Origin of the sequence: Neisseria sp. HMSC066H01 (genome assembly GCF_001837375.1) — a bacterium.
In the GTDB taxonomy this organism is placed as follows: Bacteria; Pseudomonadota; Gammaproteobacteria; order Burkholderiales; family Neisseriaceae; genus Neisseria.
Genome location: NZ_KV832192.1, coordinates 20050 through 39189 on the forward strand (window position 1 = coordinate 20050; position 19140 = coordinate 39189).

Annotated in this window: 13 protein-coding genes and 1 pseudogene; 7 read left to right on the top strand and 7 right to left on the bottom strand. The window is 52.0% G+C overall.

The genetic code is table 11. From position 1 onward, the window contains the following. Positions 1-204 precede the first annotated feature (204 nt). The 5 genes from parC (at position 205) to HMPREF2551_RS02115 (ending at position 7370) form a co-directional block, all read left to right on the top strand. Positions 205-2508: a DNA topoisomerase IV subunit A gene (parC, locus tag HMPREF2551_RS02095; protein ID WP_070836952.1), complete on the top strand. Its 2304-nt coding sequence runs from the start codon at positions 205-207 to the stop codon at positions 2506-2508. Positions 2509-2578: 70 nt separating this feature from the next. After that, the gene (locus HMPREF2551_RS02100) at positions 2579-4165 is read left to right on the top strand and encodes a two-component system sensor histidine kinase NtrB (RefSeq protein WP_049322539.1); all 1587 of its coding nucleotides are present in this window, start codon (positions 2579-2581) and stop codon (positions 4163-4165) included. Then, entirely contained in the window at positions 4158-5783 is a 1626-nt protein-coding gene (locus HMPREF2551_RS02105) for a sigma-54-dependent transcriptional regulator (RefSeq protein WP_049348773.1), read from the top strand. The genes HMPREF2551_RS02100 and HMPREF2551_RS02105 overlap by 8 nt, the downstream gene beginning before the upstream one ends. Before the next feature lie 48 nt (positions 5784-5831). Beyond that, the gene (locus tag HMPREF2551_RS02110; RefSeq protein ID WP_070836953.1) at positions 5832-6584 is read left to right on the top strand and encodes a class I SAM-dependent methyltransferase; all 753 of its coding nucleotides are present in this window, start codon (positions 5832-5834) and stop codon (positions 6582-6584) included. Between the two features lie 102 nt (positions 6585-6686). Continuing rightward, positions 6687-7370 (top strand): 2,3-diphosphoglycerate-dependent phosphoglycerate mutase, encoded by a 684-nt coding sequence (locus HMPREF2551_RS02115; protein WP_070836954.1) that lies wholly within the window; start codon positions 6687-6689, stop codon positions 7368-7370. A 135-nt stretch (positions 7371-7505) separates the two neighbouring features. On the opposite strand, the gene HMPREF2551_RS02120 is transcribed toward HMPREF2551_RS02115, so the two are convergent. Beyond that, positions 7506-8297 carry a DsbC family protein gene (locus tag HMPREF2551_RS02120; protein ID WP_070836955.1) on the bottom strand — a complete coding sequence of 264 codons (792 nt, stop codon included), beginning with the start codon at positions 8295-8297 and terminating at the stop codon, positions 7506-7508. A gap of 135 nt (positions 8298-8432) precedes the next feature. Here HMPREF2551_RS02120 and HMPREF2551_RS02125 point away from each other — a divergent pair, with 135 nt between their 5' ends. Next, entirely contained in the window at positions 8433-10622 is a 2190-nt protein-coding gene (locus HMPREF2551_RS02125) for a primosomal protein N' (RefSeq protein WP_070836956.1), read from the top strand. Between the two features lie 80 nt (positions 10623-10702). On the opposite strand, the gene HMPREF2551_RS02130 is transcribed toward HMPREF2551_RS02125, so the two are convergent. The 3 genes from HMPREF2551_RS02130 to HMPREF2551_RS02140 form a co-directional block, all read right to left on the bottom strand. Next, the gene (locus tag HMPREF2551_RS02130) at positions 10703-11377 is read right to left on the bottom strand and encodes a hypothetical protein (protein ID WP_070823750.1); all 675 of its coding nucleotides are present in this window, start codon (positions 11375-11377) and stop codon (positions 10703-10705) included. Positions 11378-11709: 332 nt separating this feature from the next. Further along, on the bottom strand, positions 11710-12048 hold the full coding sequence (gene erpA, locus HMPREF2551_RS02135) for an iron-sulfur cluster insertion protein ErpA (RefSeq protein WP_003680162.1): 339 nt from the start codon (positions 12046-12048) through the stop codon (positions 11710-11712). Between the two features lie 131 nt (positions 12049-12179). Beyond that, on the bottom strand, positions 12180-12866 hold the full coding sequence (locus tag HMPREF2551_RS02140) for a S24 family peptidase (RefSeq protein WP_003680158.1): 687 nt from the start codon (positions 12864-12866) through the stop codon (positions 12180-12182). Between the two features lie 261 nt (positions 12867-13127). Between HMPREF2551_RS02140 and HMPREF2551_RS02145 the strand changes: the two genes are divergently transcribed. Beyond that, on the top strand, positions 13128-13403 hold the full coding sequence (locus tag HMPREF2551_RS02145; protein ID WP_003748371.1) for a hypothetical protein: 276 nt from the start codon (positions 13128-13130) through the stop codon (positions 13401-13403). A 93-nt stretch (positions 13404-13496) separates the two neighbouring features. Here the strand turns inward: HMPREF2551_RS02145 and argC are convergent, their stop codons facing one another. The 3 genes and pseudogenes from argC to HMPREF2551_RS02160 all read right to left on the bottom strand — a co-directional run bounded on the left by argC (position 13497) and on the right by HMPREF2551_RS02160 (position 18815). Continuing rightward, positions 13497-14543: an N-acetyl-gamma-glutamyl-phosphate reductase gene (argC, locus tag HMPREF2551_RS02150; RefSeq protein ID WP_070836957.1), complete on the bottom strand. Its 1047-nt coding sequence runs from the start codon at positions 14541-14543 to the stop codon at positions 13497-13499. Positions 14544-14926: 383 nt separating this feature from the next. Next, entirely contained in the window at positions 14927-16630 is a 1704-nt protein-coding gene (locus HMPREF2551_RS02155) for an ABC transporter ATP-binding protein/permease (protein ID WP_070836958.1), read from the bottom strand. A gap of 129 nt (positions 16631-16759) precedes the next feature. Continuing rightward, a pseudogene (locus tag HMPREF2551_RS02160) lies at positions 16760-18815 on the bottom strand (TonB-dependent siderophore receptor). Positions 18816-19140 lie beyond the last annotated feature (325 nt).

Here is a 19140-nt window from a genome sequence, read left to right on the forward strand (position 1 = left end):
GTTTTGATTTAAAACCAAAATGAAAAGGCCGTCTGAAACATGAAAGGGTTTCAGACGGCCTTTTTGGTCGAAACAAATCATATTTGCCGAATTGATTCGGTAAGCCTTATTGCCGCCGAGCTACCGTTCATCACTCAAATTGGCTATGACTGCCGATTTTGCTTTACAATATCCTTCTTTAATTGATTTCGTTTTACCATCCTGATGACAGAACACATTTCCGCTCCAAGTCCATCTCCTGTCGGCGAAGACTACCTGCTGTTAGGTCAGTACGCCGAACGCGCCTATCTCGAATACGCCATGAGCGTGGTCAAAGGCCGTGCGTTACCTGAAGTTTCAGACGGCCAAAAGCCTGTACAACGACGTATTTTGTTTGCCATGCGCGATATGGGTTTGACGGCGGGCGCGAAGCCGGTGAAGTCGGCGCGCGTGGTCGGCGAGATTTTGGGTAAATACCATCCACACGGCGACAGTTCCGCCTATGAGGCGATGGTGCGCATGGCGCAGGATTTTACCTTGCGCTACCCCTTAATCGACGGCATCGGCAACTTCGGTTCGCGCGACGGCGACGGGGCGGCGGCGATGCGTTACACCGAAGCACGGCTGACGCCGATTGCGGAATTGCTGTTGTCCGAAATCAATCAGGGGACGGTGGATTTCGTGCCGAACTACGACGGCGCGTTTGACGAACCGTTGCACCTGCCAGCACGTCTGCCTATGGTCTTGCTCAACGGCGCGTCGGGCATTGCAGTGGGCATGGCGACCGAAATTCCGTCACACAATTTGAACGAAGTCACGCAGGCGGCGATTGCGCTGTTGAAAAAGCCGACGCTGGAAACCGCCGACCTGATGCAGTACATTCCCGCGCCCGATTTTGCCGGCGGCGGTCAAATCATCACGCCGGCGGACGAATTGCGCCGGATTTACGAAACCGGCAAAGGCAGCGTGCGCGTGCGTGCTCGTTACGAAATCGAGAAGCTGGCGCGTGGACAATGGCGCGTGATTGTGACCGAACTGCCGCCTAACGCCAACTCCGCCAAAATCCTTGCCGAAATCGAAGAACAGACCAACCCGAAACCGAAAGCGGGCAAAAAGCAGCTCAACCAAGACCAGCTCAACACCAAAAAGCTGATGCTGGATTTAATCGACCGCGTGCGCGACGAGTCCGACGGCGAACATCCCGTGCGTCTGGTGTTCGAGCCGAAATCCAGCCGCATTGATACCGATACCTTCATCAACACGCTGATGGCGCAAACTTCTCTGGAAGGCAATGTGTCCATGAACTTGGTGATGATGGGTTTGGACAACCGCCCCGCGCAGAAAAACCTGAAAACGATTTTGCAAGAATGGTTGGATTTCCGCGTCGTTACCGTAACACGCCGTTTGAAATTCCGTTTGAACCAAGTGGAAAAACGGCTTCACATCCTTGAAGGCCGTCTGAAAGTCTTTCTGCACATTGACGAAGTGATTAAAGTCATTCGTGAATCAGACGACCCGAAGGCCGATTTGATGGCGGCGTTCGGGCTGACCGAAATCCAAGCCGAAGACATTTTGGAAATCCGCCTGCGCCAGTTGGCGCGTTTGGAAGGGTTCAAACTCGAAAAAGAATTGAATGAATTGCGTGAGGAGCGAGGCCGTCTGAATATCCTTTTGGGCGATGAAAACGAAAAACGCAAGCTGATTATCAAAGAGATGCAGGCGGACATGAAGCAGTTTGGCGACGCGCGCCGCACGCTGGTGGAAGAGGCCGGACGCGCCGTGCTGACGCAAACCACCGCCGACGAACCCATCACGCTGATTCTGTCGGAAAAAGGCTGGATACGCAGCCGTGCCGGACACAACCTCGATTTGAGCCAAACCGCATTCAAAGAAGGCGACCGCCTCAAACAAACCCTCGAAGGCCGTACCGTTTTACCCGTCGTCATTCTCGATTCATTGGGCAGAACCTACACGCTCGATGCCGCCGAAATCCCCGGCGGACGCGGCGACGGCGTGCCGGTTTCATCGTTAATCGAGCTGCAAAACGGCGCCAAACCCGTCGCCATGCTCACCGGCCAGCCCGAACAGCATTACTTGCTTTCAGGCAGCGGTGGCTACGGCTTTATTACCAAGCTGGGCGATATGGTCGGACGTGTGAAAGCGGGCAAAGTGGTGATGACCGTGGATAGCAGTGAAACCGTCCTACCTCCGGTTACCGTCTATGCTTCTTCGCTCATCAATCCCGACAGCAAAATCGTACTGGCCAGCAGCGACCACCGTCTCTTGGCGTTTTCCATCGGCGAACTCAAAGTCATGCCCAAAGGCCGCGGTTTGCAGTTGATGTCGCTGACCGACGGCGCGTCTTTGGAACACGTTATGGTAACGACCTCTCCTGAGTTTACCGTTGTATCGGTCGGCCGGCGCGGCGCCGAGCATCAGGAAAAACTGCGGATTGCCGATATTGACGGCAAGCGCGGTAAAAAAGGCAAAGTATTGGAAATATCAGGCCGTCTGAAAAGTTTGTCTTAAGGCAAAAACCAATATATTCAAATAAATTAAATTTACTACGACATTGCATGAAAATAAAAAAGGTTCACTTATGAACAGAGCCAATCTTCAAGAGCTGGGTAATCTGAGGGAGCGGATTCCCGGCGTCATCAACATCGCCCGAATAGCCATCGTCTTGCCGCTATTGGTTTTGCACGCTTTCGGCAGCTACACGGGTGGCAATTTGATTGGCGTTTCGTTGCCGGCGGTTGAGTTTTATATCTGGATAACGCTGTATTTCTTCCTGATTATGCTTTCCGTGCTCCGCCCGGGCTGGCAGTGGCAATCCTTGGATTTGCCCAATGCCAGCGCCGTGGTCGACATCACCATGATTATGGTTTTGGTGTATATCTCCGGCGGTACGGCTTCAGGTTTCGGGATTTTGGTTTTGCCGTTTGTTGCCACGTCGTGCCTGCTCAGTTATGGCCATTATCCCATGCTGTACGCAGGCTATACGGCAATGCTGTTTATTTTGAACCTGTTTTTAGACGGCAGTATGCGTTTCGATTCGTTTAATTGGGACGCAAAATCAGTGGCGAATTCTTTAATGCTGATCGGCGCCAGCTATCTGGTGGCGATGCTGACCTCGTTTGCCGCCCGTTATCTCGAACAGGCCACAGAGTCCGCCAGCCGCCATCAACTGGCCTACCGCCGTATCAGCGGCCTGAACCATTTGGTTTTGAACCGAGTACAGGAAGCGGTGGTGGTGATTGATGCGACCCAGCGCGTGTGGCTGTTTAACAAACAGGCAAAAATCTATTTTCCCAGCCTGATTATCGATCAGCAGGAAATCGTGTTCGGCGAACTGGTGGCACGCTGGCAGCGCCAACCCGACAAACCTTTTGAAACCGATATTCATATTTTTCAACACGCCATGCACGTCCGAGCCGTTCCATTGATTCAGGAGCAAACCGAGCTTCTGATGCTGTATGTCCGCTCATTGCGTGAAGTGGCTGCGGAAGCCATGTCCACCAAGCTGACTTCGCTTGGACAGTTGACTGCCAACCTTGCCCACGAAATCCGCAACCCGATGTCCGCCATCCGTCATGCCAGCGATTTGTTGCAAGAGGGCGATGAGGCAGATCCGCTCAAGGCCAAGCTCTACAACATCATCGACAGCAATATCCAACGCATCGACAAGATGTTGGAAGACGTATCCCTGCTTAACAAACGAGACAACATCAGCCGCCAGCCGATTAATCTGATGAAATTCTGGTTGGAGTTCAAGCAGGAATTTACCTTGAACAATCCCGATGCCATCGGCTGTCTGCGAATGAATATGGACGGCAACAACCTGACCGTATTGGTTGACCCCATGCATTTGCAGCAAGTGATGTGGAACTTGTGCAACAATGCTTGGCGACACAGCCGTCAGGACGAAAACGCCATTACCGTCCTTATCCGCTCTAGCGGCAGGATGCATATTTCCATCGTAGTGGCGGACAACGGCAAAGGCGTGCCGCCCGATGTACGAAATCATCTGTTCGAGCCGTTTTACACCACCGAAAAACAAGGCACCGGTTTGGGGCTTTACGTCGCACGCGAGTTGGCACACGCCAATATGGGGCAGCTGCATTATCACCCTGAAATGAACGGGTTTGAATTGATTTTACCGAAGGAGCAAGCGCAGGATGAATAAATTGCAAGAGCCGGTTTTGATTGTCGATGATGAGGCAGACATCCGCGACCTGATGGAAATGACCCTGATGAAAATGGGTCTGCGCGTCGATACGGCGGCTGGTGTTGAAGAAGCCAAAGATAAGCTGGACAACAACGATTATTCGCTGGTGTTGACCGATATGCGTATGCCCGACGGCTCCGGCCTCGAGGTGGTTCAATACATTGACGAGTTGATGCTCGACACGCCCGTTGCCGTGATTACGGCTTTCGGCAATGCCGACCAAGCCGTTGAAGCCTTGAAAGCAGGGGCGTTTGACTATCTGCAAAAACCGATTACGCTGTCGCAACTGCGTTCATTGGTGAAATCAGCCGTATCGGTTTCAGACAATACCAACGAACCCACGCCGTCTGAAAAAGTCAAATCTCAGCCTGCGCCTGTTTCTGCCGCCCTGTATAAACCCGAACCCCAGCCGGTCAAGCCTGTTGTTACGCCTCCTAAGAGCGTACAGAGCGAATTTAACCGGCCTTTGACCGTTCCGGAAGGGCTCAATTCCTTAAAAGAGCGGTTTTCAACCGGCAACATTAATCCTGCTTTGCAAGAAGAGCCTATCCTGAAAGGCGACGACGATATGCCGCGCCTGTTGGGTACTTCGCCGCAAATGGTCGAAGTACGCCACCTGATTCGCAGATTGGCACGCAGCCTGGTTCCCGTTTATATTTCCGGCGAATCCGGTACGGGTAAAGAGCAGGCGGCGCGCACGATTCACGAGCTGTCCGACCGCGCTGACAAACCGTTTATTGCCGTTAACTGCGGCGCGATTCCTGAAAACTTGATGGAAAGCGAATTTTTCGGCTACAAAAAAGGCAGCTTTACCGGCGCGGACCAAGACCGTCTTGGCTTTTTCCAACACGCCGACGGCGGCACATTGTTTCTCGACGAAGTTGCCGATTTACCGCTTGCCATGCAGGTCAAACTCCTGCGCGCCATTCAAGAAAAAGCCGTGCGCCGTATCGGCGATGCGCGGGAAACCTTTGTGGACGTACGCATTATTTGTGCAACCCATAAAAACCTCGAAGCCTTGGTTGAAAGCGGCGCATTCCGCCAGGACTTGTATTACCGCCTCAACGTTGTCTCCCTGCACATGCCTCCTTTACGCGAAATGCGCGAAGACTTGGGCGCGCTGATTCTGTATTTGCTGTACAAACACCGCCACGGCAATCAAACCTACAAACTCAGCCCCAAAGCCCAAGAAGCCCTGCTGCATTACAGCTATCCCGGCAACTTCCGCGAGCTGGAGAATATCCTCGAACGCGCCGTTGCACTGACGGTCGGCCAAGTGATACAAGTGGACGACTTGCAGATTCAAAACGCCCCGCAGGCCAAGGCCGATCGCAGCAGCCTCTCCTTTGACGATATTGCCGAACCTGACGCGCGCGAAACCACGCTCAATCACAGCCCCATTCCGCCGTTTGATCCGCGCACCATGCAGATACAGGATTACCTCGACCAAGTGGAACGCAGCATCATCGAACAGGCCTTGCAGCAAACCCGTTACAACCGTACCCAAGCTGCCAAACTTTTGGGCATCAGCTTCCGCTCCATGCGCTACCGCATGGAACGCTTGGACATCAATTAAAACGTTCAGACGGCCCAAGTTTTCAAGGCCGTCTGAAACATAAGCCTTATGTACAAGATTTATTTTGACGAAACCGCATCTGCCGAACTGCGCAGCCTTGCCGTGCCTTTCGGGCTGACCGTTATCGACCGGCAGCCTGAAGCAGGCAGTTTCCTTATTGCTGATGAAAGCGGCATCAGTTTGTGCCGCGCCGGTGAAAAAGGCCGTGTCCGCGTTGATTTTGATGGCGGTGCCGCCCATTATCGGCGCACTAAAGGCGGCGGCGAGCTGATTGCCAAAGCCGTTAACCATACTGCGCAACCGACTGTCTGGGACGCTACCGGCGGACTGGGACGCGACAGCTTCGTGCTTGCCTCGTTGGGTTTGAATGTACACACTTTTGAACAAAATCCTGCGGTTGCCTGTCTACTTTCAGACGGCCTCAACAGAGCAGGGCAAAGTGAAGAGACACGGGAGATTGCCCGGCGAATTACTTTGCACTTTGGCAATGCCGTTGATTTGATGAAGGAATTATCTGCGCAAAATGGCAGGCCCGATGTGGTGTACCTCGACCCGATGTACCCGGAACGCCGCAAAACCGCCGCCGTGAAAAAAGAAATGGCCTATTTCCACGACTTGGTCGGCGCGGCACAAGACGAAGCCGAGTTGTTGGACGCAGCGTTGAATACCGCCAAAAAGCGCATTGTCGTCAAACGCCCGCGCTTGGGAGAGTTTCTCGACGGGCGCAAACCGGCATATCAATACACCGGCAAAAGCACGCGTTTTGACGTTTACCTTCCGACAAGGCCGTCTGAAGACTAGAAGCAAACTTGCAACATATCAAAAGAAGCCGCCGACGTTATCAGCGCGGCGGCAAAGTGTGCTATAAATACCTTTTCCCAAACTTCATTGGAGCAAACAATCATGGAATTAGTATTCATCCGTCACGGACAAAGCGAATGGAACGCGAAAAACCTTTTCACCGGCTGGCGCGACGTCAAGCTGAGCGAGCAAGGTTTGGCAGAAGCCGCCGCAGCAGGTAAAAAGCTGAAAGAAAAAGGCTATGAATTCGACATCGCCTTTACTTCCGTCCTGACCCGTGCCATCAAAACCTGCAACATCGTTTTGGAAGAATCCGACCAACTGTTTGTTCCGCAAATCAAATCATGGCGTTTGAACGAGCGCCACTACGGCCAGCTGCAAGGTTTGGATAAAAAACAAACCGCAGAAAAATACGGTGACGAGCAAGTCCACATCTGGCGCCGCAGCTACGACACCCTGCCTCCGCTGCTCGATCCTAAAGACCCGCATTCCGCCCACAACGACCGCCGCTACGCCAACCTGCCTAGCGATGTTATTCCCAATGGCGAAAACCTCAAAGTTACCCTCGAGCGCGTCCTGCCTTTCTGGGAAGACCAAATCGCTCCGGCCATCCTGAGCGGCAAACGTGTATTGGTTGCGGCACACGGCAACTCCCTGCGCGCGTTGGCCAAACACATCGAAGGCATTTCCGACGAAGACATCATGGGCTTGGAAATCCCGACCGGTCAGCCGCTGGTGTACAAATTGGACGAAAACCTGAAAGTGGTTGAGAAATTCTACCTGTAAGGTAAAGGGAAAAAGGACGTGGTGGACACGTCCTTTTTTGTATTTGTCTGTTTGAGGCCGTCTGAAAGCAATTGATGGCAGGGCGAAATGAAAAAAGGACGCGTAAAGCGTCCTTGATGGAGATTAAACCCGGTATTACTGGTTTTTCTCGATAACTTCTTTGAGGTGGGGCATAGGGCTGTAACCGCTTTGGCTGCGGCCGTTAGGGAAGACCAGGGTCGGCGTGCCGTTGAAGCCGAATTGTTCGCCCAATGAAGTGGTTTCCGCAACAGGGTTTTCGCAGTTTGCTTTGCCGCTTGGGAGTTTGCCTTTGCGCATCCAGTCGATCCATGCCTGAGTCGGATTAGGTTGACACCACAACAGCTCGGCTTTGCGCGCGGCATCAGGGTGCAGGCTCGGAATCGGCATCATGAAGGTGTAAATCGTGATGTCGGTCATTTTTTCAAATTCATGCTCCAAGCGTTTGCAGAACGGGCAGTCCGGATCGGAGAAAACGGCGACTTTCAGTTTGCCGTTGCCGCGCACTTCTTTGATGGCTTTGTCCAAAGGCAGGGAAGCGAAGTCAATTTTGTTCAAATCGGCGGCGTGTTCTTCAGTCAGGCTTTGGCGCGTGTTGACGTTGATGAGGTCGCCGACGAGCATATAGTCGCCTTTGGCATCGGTATAGATGATTTGTTTGCCGCTGACGACAACTTCGTAAATGCCTTTAATCGGTGTTTCACTGACGCTCAAAACTTTCAAATCTTGGGCGGCATAGACTTTTTCCAAACGCGCTTTCAAAGAAGCGGCAACGGATTTGTCGGCAGGCGCTTCCGCTTTGGCAGCCGGCGCAGGCGCGGCGTTGGCGTTGGATACGGCAGGTTGACCGCATGCCAACAAAGGAAGGACGGCAAACGGTGTTAAGATTTTGATTAACTTGGTTTTCATGCGAGAGACTTGCGTGTGTTAAAAGTAACGCATTGTATCAAACCTCTGTCATGCCTGCATTGTATTGAGGCTCAATTTATCGTCTGAAAATAGCTTTCGGCTGTTAAAATACGAAAAAATGATTTGATTGTTTGTATGATTTACCACCGCATCGCTGTGAACGTGCCGCTTTCAGACGGCCTTTTGACTTATTCCCATTCCGAGCCGCTTCCTCCGGGAACGCGGGTGCTTGTGCCTTTCCGCAATAAAACCGTTGTCGGGATTGTGTGGGAAGCGGATATTGCGCCCGATATGGATACGGCGCGGATTTTGAGCGTTCAGACGGCCTTTGTGGAAGAAAAGCCGTTGCCTCAAAGCTGGCGTGATTTGTTGGCATTTACGTCGCGTTATTACCACTATCCGACCGGGCAGTCGGTGTTTACCGCGCTGCCGCAGGGTTTGAAGGAAACGCACGCGGTGGAAATGCCGCAGCCGCCGTTGTTTTACGCGTTGAACGAAGCGGGCAGGGCGCAAACGCCGCCGCCGGCGCGGTTCAACAAAAAAGCGGCTTTGTGGGACGCGCTGCTGTCGGGCGGGATGACGATGGCGGCGTTGAAGCAGGTAAACGCGCAGGCGGCGAAATTGATTGAGGATTGGGCGGAGCAGGGTTGGATTGAAACGACGGAAGCGGCGAAGTCCGTTTTAAGGCCGTACCACGGGCAGGCTTCGCACTCTGAATTTGTATTAAACGCCGACCAGCAGAAGGCTTCCGATGAAATTCAGACGGCCTTTGGCAAATTCCAGCCGTTTTTGCTGTACGGCATTACCGGCAGCGGCAAGACCGAGGTGTATTTCGATGCGATGGCGAAAGTGTTGGCGCAGGGGCGGCAGGTGTTGTTTTTGTTGCCCGAAATCAACCTCACGCCGCAGCTTTTGAAACGGGTGGAAAACCGTTTTGCCGACGTGCCGACCGCCGTGTTGCACAGCCAGATGGCGGCAGGCAAGCGCACGCAGGATTATTTGCGCGCGATGTTGGGGCAGGCGAAGCTGGTCATCGGCACGCGGCTGGCGGTGTTCACGCCTTTGCCTGATGTCGGGCTGATTGTGGTCGATGAGGAACACGACGGCTCGTTCAAACAGGACAACGAATTGCGCTACCATGCCCGAGATTTGGCGGTGTGGCGGGCGAAGCAGAGCGGCTGCCCCGTCGTGTTGGGCAGCGCCACGCCCAGCTTGGAGAGCTGGCACAAGGCGCAAAGCGGCGCATACCGCCTGCTGCAACTGACCGAACGCGCCCATACCGCCGCGCAACTGCCGCAAGTGGACATCCTCAACGTAGGTCGTCTGAAACTCGACAACGGCTTCTCGCCGCAAGCCTTGCAGCTTTTGAAACAGAATTTTGAAGCAGGCGGCATGTCGTTGGTGTACCTCAACCGGCGCGGCTTCGCGCCCGCGCTGTTTTGCGGCGACTGCGGCCATACCTTCGGCTGTCCGAACTGCTCCGCCAAAATGGTGCTGCACCAACGCGCCCGCCAACTGCGCTGCCACCATTGCGACCACCGCGAACCCATCCCGTTCAAATGCCCCGACTGCGGCAACCAAGACCTGACCGCCGTCGGCCACGGCACGCAGCGCGTCGAAGAAACCCTGCGCGCCTTCCTGCCCAAGGCCGCCGTCGTCCGTGTCGACAGGGACAGCACCGCGCACAAAAACGACTGGGCGGATTTATACCGCCGCATCGCCGATAACGAAATCGACATTCTGGTCGGCACGCAGATGCTCGCCAAAGGCCATGATTTCGCGCGGCTCAACCTTGTTATCGTGTTGAACGCCGACGGTAGCCTGTACAGCGCGGACTTTCGCGCGCCGGAAAGGCTGTTCGCCGAGCTGATGCAAGTGTCCGGCAGGGCGGGGCGCGCCGACAAACCCGGCAAGGTGCTGATACAGACCCAACTGCCCGAACATCCCGTCTTCGCCGCCGTCAAAGCGCAGGACTACGCCGTGTTTGCCGAAAACGAATTGAACGAGCGGCAAATGTTTGCCATGCCGCCCTTCGGTTTCCAAACCGCCATCCGCGCCGACGCGCCGCGCGTTGCCGATGCGATGGAATTTCTCAACGCCGCCAAAGAAACCCTCGCCCCACTTTTGCCCGAAAGCGTCTCCCAGTTCGGCGCCGCTCCCATGCTGATGGTGCGACTTGCCGAACGTGAACGCGCGCAAATCTTCCTCGAATCAACATCCCGACAGGATTTGCACCGCGCCGTGAGTTTGTGGGTGCAGGTGTTGCAGCAAAACCACGACGGCAAAATCCGATGGTCGGTGGATGTGGATGTGCAAGAGGCTTGATTGGAATGATTCAATCAATATAAATATAAAAGGCCGTCTGAAAATCTGTTTTTCAGACGGCCTTAAGTTTTGAAATCAGTTTAGAAGAATTTTGCAGCGATATAGCCGAGAGCAAGCAGGCTTAAAACGGCGAATACGATGGCCATTGTAAGCAGAAACTGTGTTTTCTTCCTCGCTGCAAGTGCAGCCAGCTCTGGATTTTGGCCTAATTCTTCGCGTAATTGGGATTCCAACTCAGCGCGGATTTTCTTACGCAGCTTTTTCTCTTCCTGTTCGCGTTCATATTTGAGCTTGTGGGCAATTTCGGTTTGTTTTTTGTGTTCGAAAGAGATTTTTTCCTGCCATTCAATGCGCTTGCGCTGGATGGCCAGCTCATTTTTTTCTGTCAAATCAAAGTGGCAGGTCTTACATTCCTGTGCGTCGAGTTCGTCGATAATCGTCATGCAGACGGGGCATTGGATGGGGTCGGGGATATTGACTGCCGAAACGGGTTCTTCTTCGAGCGCTTCCAATTCCATGGCCTGACGGACAATGACGTCCAAACCCAAATAGCTGAAGTAATGCTGCGCATTTTCGCGCTCGTCTTGCGTGCATTTTTCGGCCACAATGGCTTGCGGACGCTCTGCCAAGGCTTGAATCAGGCTCTCGGCTTCGTTTTCGGGCAGGTTGTCATACAGGCAGGCATGGATGCGCTCCTTATCCGTGTTCGGCGGATAGGAAACATATACGTCGAAAAATTTTTCTTGTTTGCTCATTGATATCCCATGAATATTTCGACTGCGTCAACCAAATGGGTTGGGCCTGAGGTCTTGTTATTGTGTTTGAGCTGTTTTGGCTTGTGATGCAGGCAAAAACAGAGGCCGCAGTCTGAGGCAGACCGGATAGGGGGTGCCTTCGTGTCGTTAATCGGCTGGACAATGATTTTTTATTTATCAATATGCATGTCCAATGTTATGTCTATTGTAGAGTAAATATTCACGCCCGATATTATTATTATAAGATAAATCCAATATTGTTTAAAATAAATTCACACAAAAGGCCGTCTGAAGATACAGACGGCCTGTTTTTTATGGCAAAAACGGATTGTTTATACGGAGAAGGATGAGCCGCAACCGCAAGTTGTCTCTGCATTCGGATTGCGGATGACGAATTGAGAACCTTGCAGGCTTTCGGTGTAGTCGATTTCCGCACCAACCAGATATTGGTAGCTCATCGGGTCGACCAAGAACGTCAGGCCGTTTTTTTGGATTTCGAAATCGTCGTCGTTTTTGATTTCGTCAAAGGTAAAACCGTATTGGAAGCCGGAGCAGCCGCCACCGTTGACGAATACGCGCAATTTCAGGTCGGGATTGTTCTCTTCGGCAATCAGGTCGGCAACTTTGGTGCAGCAGCTGTCAGTAAAGATAATAGGGCTTTCGTCTGACATGATGTGATTCCTTTTATATGAATATTTTTACTATTGTCGCGCAAACCGTTGGCCAAAGCAAGTTTGTGCAGACAGGTCTGCCAGCTTACATGGAGGGTATGGCAGAAATTTCAAGCACCAGTATGTCAGATTTAGATGCTTCTGCCAAACCATTCGACTCGGCCGATGATGGCAACGTCGTCGGTCGGGTTTTTCAGGTCGATTTCAAAAGTAGGGTAGGCTTCGTTGGCGGAAATGACGTTGACGATGCCGCCGGGTATCAGTTGCAGGCGTTTGACCAAAAGGTTTTCGTTGAGGCGCAAAACATAGAGTCCGTCGCGCGGCGTGGTTTGGCCGTGGTTGATGAGGATGGTATCGCCATCATTCAGCACGCCTTCCATCGAGTCGCCTTTAACTGAGATAACAGAAAGGTTTTTGATGTCGCGCGTCACATAATTTTCTATCCAATAGCGTCGGAACGCCATGGCGAACATGGGCTGTTCATCGCCGACGAGCTGGCCGTGTCCGGCCGCTGCTTGGATGTCGTAACGCGGTACGAAGACAAATTCGTCTATATCGACAGGGTTGCCCAGTGTGTCGGTGGCCGTGGCTTTTGGGGCTTCGGAATCGGGGAAGGGGGAGCCTTCGCCGGTCAACAGCCAGTCTATGCTACAGCCTTTAAGTTGTTTGATTTTTTTTAGCGTTTCCGATTTCGGCAGGCCGCCTTCGTTCCAGATACGGCTGAATCCGGCGATGGTCATATCGATGTCGGCGGCGATTTTGGCTTGGCGGGCTTCATCTTTCCATAAGAAAGCCAGGCGGTCTTTAAAGGTATCCATGTTTATGCCTTTATGGAGGTATGTTTTTTATATGGTTTGGACGATTTGAGTGTATTTTACCTTAGTTTTTATAAAATTGTAAGAAAAAAATTACTCAGCCTAAGAAAAAGTATTGCATATTTTATTTTTTCTTAGTATTATTCGTTTTGTCTTAGATAAATCGATATTTCTAATTTTCTATTCGATTTTTCTTAGTTTGGTTTTATTTGGTTTAGTTTTTCTGACTTAAACCTGCTATGTGATTATGATGAGAGGTGTGAAATGACTCGTTCGCGTAAAAATATTTTTTGGGTGCTGCTGGCGTTGGTGCTGGGTTTTTTTGCCCTGCCTTTCGGGTCTTCGGAAGCGCATGAAGCGGATGGTAATTTGACGGCTTCGGAATGCGAACGCTTGGGCAGTTTGAGTCTGGATCAGATGGACGGCAGGCTGCTTGCCTTCGCCAAAGAATGCGATATGGTGGAGGCTACCCACGATTGGGAGCAACAGTACGGTAACTTGAATGAAGAAGAAATGCTTGCCGGCGTGGTGTATGAGTGATGTTTGCGTATGAATTAATAAAGGCCGTCTGAAAACCATTGTTTCAGACGGCCTTATGTTTGTGATGACTTTGTACCTGCAATAAGGATGTCGTTAAGGCATCAAAGGTGCATTGGTCAGGCCGGTGGTTTCGGGCAGGCCGAACATGATGTTCATATTCTGCACGGCTTGACCGGCTGCGCCTTTAACCAAGTTGTCGATGACGGAAAGCACAATCCACACGTCGTCTTGATCAGGCGCTTTTTGAACGCTGATACGGCAAATATTGGCGCCGCGCACGCTGCGGGTTTCGGGTGTTGAGCCTGAAGGCAAAATATCGACAAAAGGACTGTCGCGGTAGTATTCACGCAGTAAGGCTTCAGGATCGGTATGTTCTTGCAGGTGCAGATACAGGGTGGCGTGCATACCGCGTATCATCGGAACTAGGTGTGGCACGAAAATCAGGCCGTCTGAAACCTGGTCTTGCAGTCCGGACAGGGTTTGTCGGATTTCAGGCAGATGGCGGTGGCCGCCGATGCCGTAGGCTTTGAAGTTGTCGCCTGCTTCGCACAACAGGGCATGGGTGCTGGCTTTGCGGCCTGCGCCGGAAACACCGGATTTACAGTCGGCAATCAGCGGCGTATTGGCTTTCAGACGGCCAGCCTGAAGCAGCGGCAGTAGCGGCAGGGAAACGCAGGTGGGGTAGCAGCCCGGATTGGCCACCAGCATAGCTTTGGCGATGTCGTCTTTGTGAAGTTCGCACAAGCCGTACACTGCTTGGGAAACGAGTTGCGGCGCGGCATGGGTCATTTTGTACCATTTTTCCCATGTGGGGATGTCGCGGATGCGGAAGTCGGCAGACAGGTCAATCACGCGTACGCCTTTTTCGACAAGGGCCGGTGCTTCTTTCATGGCCACGCCGTTGGGCGTGGCGAAGAACACGAGGTCGCAACGGTCAAGTCCGGCATCTTCGGGCGTTTGGAATGCAAGGTCGTAAATACCGCGCAGGCTTGGGAAGTAGTCCGCTACTGCAATACCGGCTTCGCTTCGGCTGGTAACGGCGGTAACTTCTGCGTTGGGGTGGCTACTGAGCAGGCGCAACAATTCGACGCCTGTGTATCCGGTTGCACCGACAATACCAATTTTAATTTTTGTGGTCATGGTGTGGCTCCTTTGTAGGGGTAACAATGCGTTTGATTATATAGTAATTAATTACCGTCGGTCAGTGGTGCTTGTGCCAAGCTTTGCAATAGAGGGTTAAACAGGCCGTCTGAAATATGGAATGAATAATATTCGAGAGCGGGTTTCAGATGGCCTGAGCGTTGGGAAAACGCAGTTTGCGGTTTGATTTGTCTGTTGATTTGTGGTGGGTGTTTCGTCTTTATCCTATCCGTACGAACACAAAATAAAAATGTAAAAAAATGCCCCCGGGTTTGAGGACCGGAGGCAAGTATCCAAGGAGTAGCTCTCATCAATAAGAACTAGTTACTTGGTACTATATCCCTTGTTAGGATGGAAAGCAAGCGTTTTGCACATTTTAACGTTTAAATAATTTTTTCATTCAAATTCAGCGAACTATCAAACAAGGCTTGAATCTTGGGTTGGTGGCTGATGCCGATGACCAAAGTGTCGGGCAAATGTTGTTTGAGGGTCTGCATCAACATCAGGGCGGATTCGTCATCAAGCTGGTTGGTGGCTTCGTCGAGGAACAGGATTTGCGGTTTGTGCAGCAGTGCGCGTGCGAGGCTGAGGCGTTGCTGTTCGCCGCCGGAGAGGATGCCGTGCCATTCGTATGGGGTGTCCAAATCGTTGATCAACGTGTGCAGCCTACCCGTGGGGCTGTTTAGGCCGACTTGTTCCAAAACGGTTTGAATCAAATGGTCGTCTTGGCAGGCTGAGTAAGGGTAGATGACGGTTTGACGCAGGGTATCGGTAGGCAGGTAAGGGCGTTGCGGGAAAAACAGGCGGCTGCCTTCGAGTGAAAAACTGCCTTGATAATACGGCCATAAACCGGCCAGCACGCGCAACAGCGTGGATTTGCCGATGCCGCTTTTGCCTTCGAGCAATAGCCATTCTGGGGCATGGGCTTCAAGGTTGATGCCGGAGAGCAGGGGGGTACCGGTTTGGGTGTGGACGGTAAGGTTTTGCAGGACGGCTTTGCCGCGATGATGCGGTAAATCTGCTTGGTGTGGTTGAAGGATGGGGCTTTTGTGTTCTGCTTGTTCCAAGGCCGTCTGAAAACCGGAAAGCCGCTCGATGACTGCCGCCCATTCAATCAGGCGGCGGTAGGAGTCGGTAAACCAGCCGAAGCTGTCTTGGACGCGGGCAAACGATGTGCGCGTCTGCATCATGTCGCCGAAGGTCATGGTTTTGGCGAGGTACATGGGCAGGGTGGCGAGGATGGGGATGAAAATGCTGATGCGCACATAGGTCGCCCAGAAGGTTTCTTGGCGAAATTCGCAGTTGGTCAGTCGCTGCCAGTTGTCGCGGATGCGGAGGTAACGTTGTTTCAGACGGCCTGTTTCCGCTTCGCCGCCGTTGTAAAAGGCGATTTGTTCGGCATGGTCGCGCACGCGCAGGAGGGCGGCGCGGTAGTCGGCTTCACGGTGCTGGCGGTCGATATTGAGGTTTTTCAGTTTGCGGCCGACAAGATGGGCGATGACGGTGCTGAAGATGGAATAAATCAGGGCAACCCAGACAAGATAGCCGTAAATGGTAATGCTGTATCCGCCGATGTTGAAGGTCTGCACGCCGGACAGCGTCCACAATACGGCGACAAACGCGCTGAATTTGGCAATATTATTGATGAAGGAGCGAAAGAGGCCGATGCTTTTGTCGGCAAGCAGGTAGATGTCTTCGGCGATACGCTGGTCGGGGTTGTCGGGTTCGCCCGTTAGGCGCAGGCGGTAGTGTTTGTGGCCTTCGAGCCAGTTTGTTTGGAATTGCTCGGTCAGGTGGGTGCGCCAGCGGAAGATGAGGCGTTTTTGCAACCAGTCGCCGCAAACAATGCAGCCGATAATCATCGCCATGTAGCCGAGGTATTCGACGATGAGTGCGGGCATGGACGCGCCGTCAAATGCGGCCAGTGCGTCGTAGAAACGTTTGTCCCAAGCGGCGATCCAAACGCTGATGGTGATGGAGCAAAGGGTGAAGCCGATGAGGACGGCGAGCATCAGCCATTGGAGGCGGCCGTGCGCCCCCGACCAGAAAGGACGGGCGAGGTAAAAGAATTTTTTGAGTGTTTTCATAATGCTTGCGAATGCGTGCGAATGGCCGTCTGAAAGTGAAATTGTACTTTCAGACGGCCTTTTTATCAGCAATAGTTGGTTTATGCTTTTAAAAAATGAGCGGTCAACCCGTGCTTGCTATGTTGCTATTTACATCTTCCATTTCAGGCTGAATACGGCGTTGCGCGGTTCGCCGTAGAAGTTGCCGTAGTTTTTTGTACGGTTGCTGTTGTTTTCATAGTAGCGTTTGTCAGTCAGGTTGTTGACTGCCAGCCCCAGTTGCAAATTGTCGGTCGGACGGTATTGCAAACCGGCATTCCAAACGGTATAGCCGCCTTGGGGCAGCTTGCTGCCGGTTTTGCTTTGACTGGACAAGCCTATACCGATACTTAACTTACCGCTTGCAAACGGCGGCGTATAGCTGCTGTAAGCGCGGAGAATGTGTTTTGGGGTCCAGTTGGCAAAATCGCCCTCGGTATGGGGATGGTTTTCTGTTTTGCGGATATTGTAGGTATAGCCGGCAAACAGCTTCCAATTTGCGCCGATTGCTCCGGAAATTTCTGCATCTACACCGCGGCTACGTTCTTTTGCGGGAACGTAGTAGAAAGTCTGTTTCCTGTTGCCGCTGGCCGGAACGTTGACACGCACGCCGACGTTGGTGTTATCAGTTTGGAACAGGGAAACGGCCGTATTGAGTTTGCTCTGCATCCATTCGCCTTTCCAACCAAATTCGTAGTTTTTACCGACTTCAGGCGCGAGATAGCTGTTGTCTGCATTTGTTTTCAGAGTCGGTTTGTAGATGGATGTATAGCTTGCATAGAGGCTTTGCCCCGGCATGAAATCGTAAGTGATGCCGATGTATGGAATGAATTTGTTGTTTTTGACCGAATAGGTTTTTGCATCATTGTCCGGAGCACCTGCATAACGGGACCAGTTGTAATCGAAGTCGCGTTTCCAATGGGTATAGCGCCCGCCTGCCAACAGATGCAGTTTTTCCGTAGGATTGATGCGGGTACCTACCGCAAGGGCGTGCGTATAGAAATGGTTGTTGCTGTCCATAATGCTGTATGGTTCGGCAGCCCAGTCCGGCTGAGGGATAACGGCAGAAAATGGATCGTAGCTGCCGGTTGCCTGCATACGGGTATGGTGCAGGGTATTGCGCTCTTTCGAATAATTATGGGTCAGGAAGATGTCGTGGGTTTGACCCAAGGCTTCAAACTTGCCGCGCAGGTTGTTTTGAATATGCAGGTGTTTGCTGTCGTGCTGATAGCGGAAAGCCTGTTGGTCTTCAATACCGATGGATTGATTGGCTTTCAACCCGTTTTCGTCTGCCATTAAGAAAGCATACCTTTGGTCGGAGTGGCTGTTTCGCCAATCGATTTTGCTGTTCCATTTCCAGTTGTCGTTGAAGTAGTGGTCAAATTCTGCAAAAACCCCGTTTTTGATGAACCGCCCATGATTCCAATCCGCACCGAAATAGCTGTTGCGCGGCAGACTGCTTCCGTCTTCCCATAAAGGTAAGCCGTTGAGATTGGGGGTGTTGCGCTGGGCGATACGGTACGCACCGACAGAAACCTTGCTGTTTTCTCCGATGTCTTTTTCTAAAACGCCGTAAAGAAGGCTGTTTTGCCCTTTCACTTTATCCTGAAATGTTTTGTCATGATCAAAACTGCCGACAATACGTCCGCGGAATTGGTTTTCTGAGCTTAAAGTGCCCGAGGCATCCAATTCGATATGCCGTTTGCCGAAACGGTCGGCTAAACCATTCATATTGATTTGTTTTTTAGCCGTCGGTTTTTTGCGTACGGCATTAATCGTACCGCCGGGCGCGCTGTTGGATTGGGTCAGCCCGGCCGCACCGCGCACAACTTCAATGTGGTCCTTGGCGGACGACATTTACGCCGGTCGTTGTTTTCAACGCATCTGCCAGCGTAGTAATACCTTGATCGTTAATTTGATTTTTTGTAATAACGCTGACGGATTGCGGCGTCTCGCGCGGAGTCAATGCCAGTCCTGTGGTAGAACTCATAGCCGAAGTCGTATAGTCATTTCGATTTTCGGTACGCAGGCTGCGGTTTTTGCCGACCACATTGACCTGCTTTAATTCCACCTGTTGCACTTCTTCCGCAGCGTTAACGGCTTGGGGCAGTGCGGCAAGGCAGAGGGCAAGTGTGCTCAGTTTGAATAGTTTCTCAGAATGGTGCATTGGGAGGGGTCCTTGATAAAGAAAGGTCTGTTTGTTTTTAAATATTGGCGGCAATATCCGTTTAAATTGAGCCGTTATTTTTTATAAGCCGTTTTATTTTAAAAATAAATATAAGTCCCCGAATCATTTTATTTGATTCAATTTCGATATTGCCAAACCATCGGGTCAAAAAAAGGTTGCCGCCGGAAAGGGAGCCGTTGGCAACGAATGGAGGTGGTAATGCAATGAAAGCTAGATACAAAGGGTAGTATCAAACTAGCCATAAATAACTATATCGAAACGGTGAAAAAAATCAACAGGAATTTTTTTCGGTTAAGAAAATTTT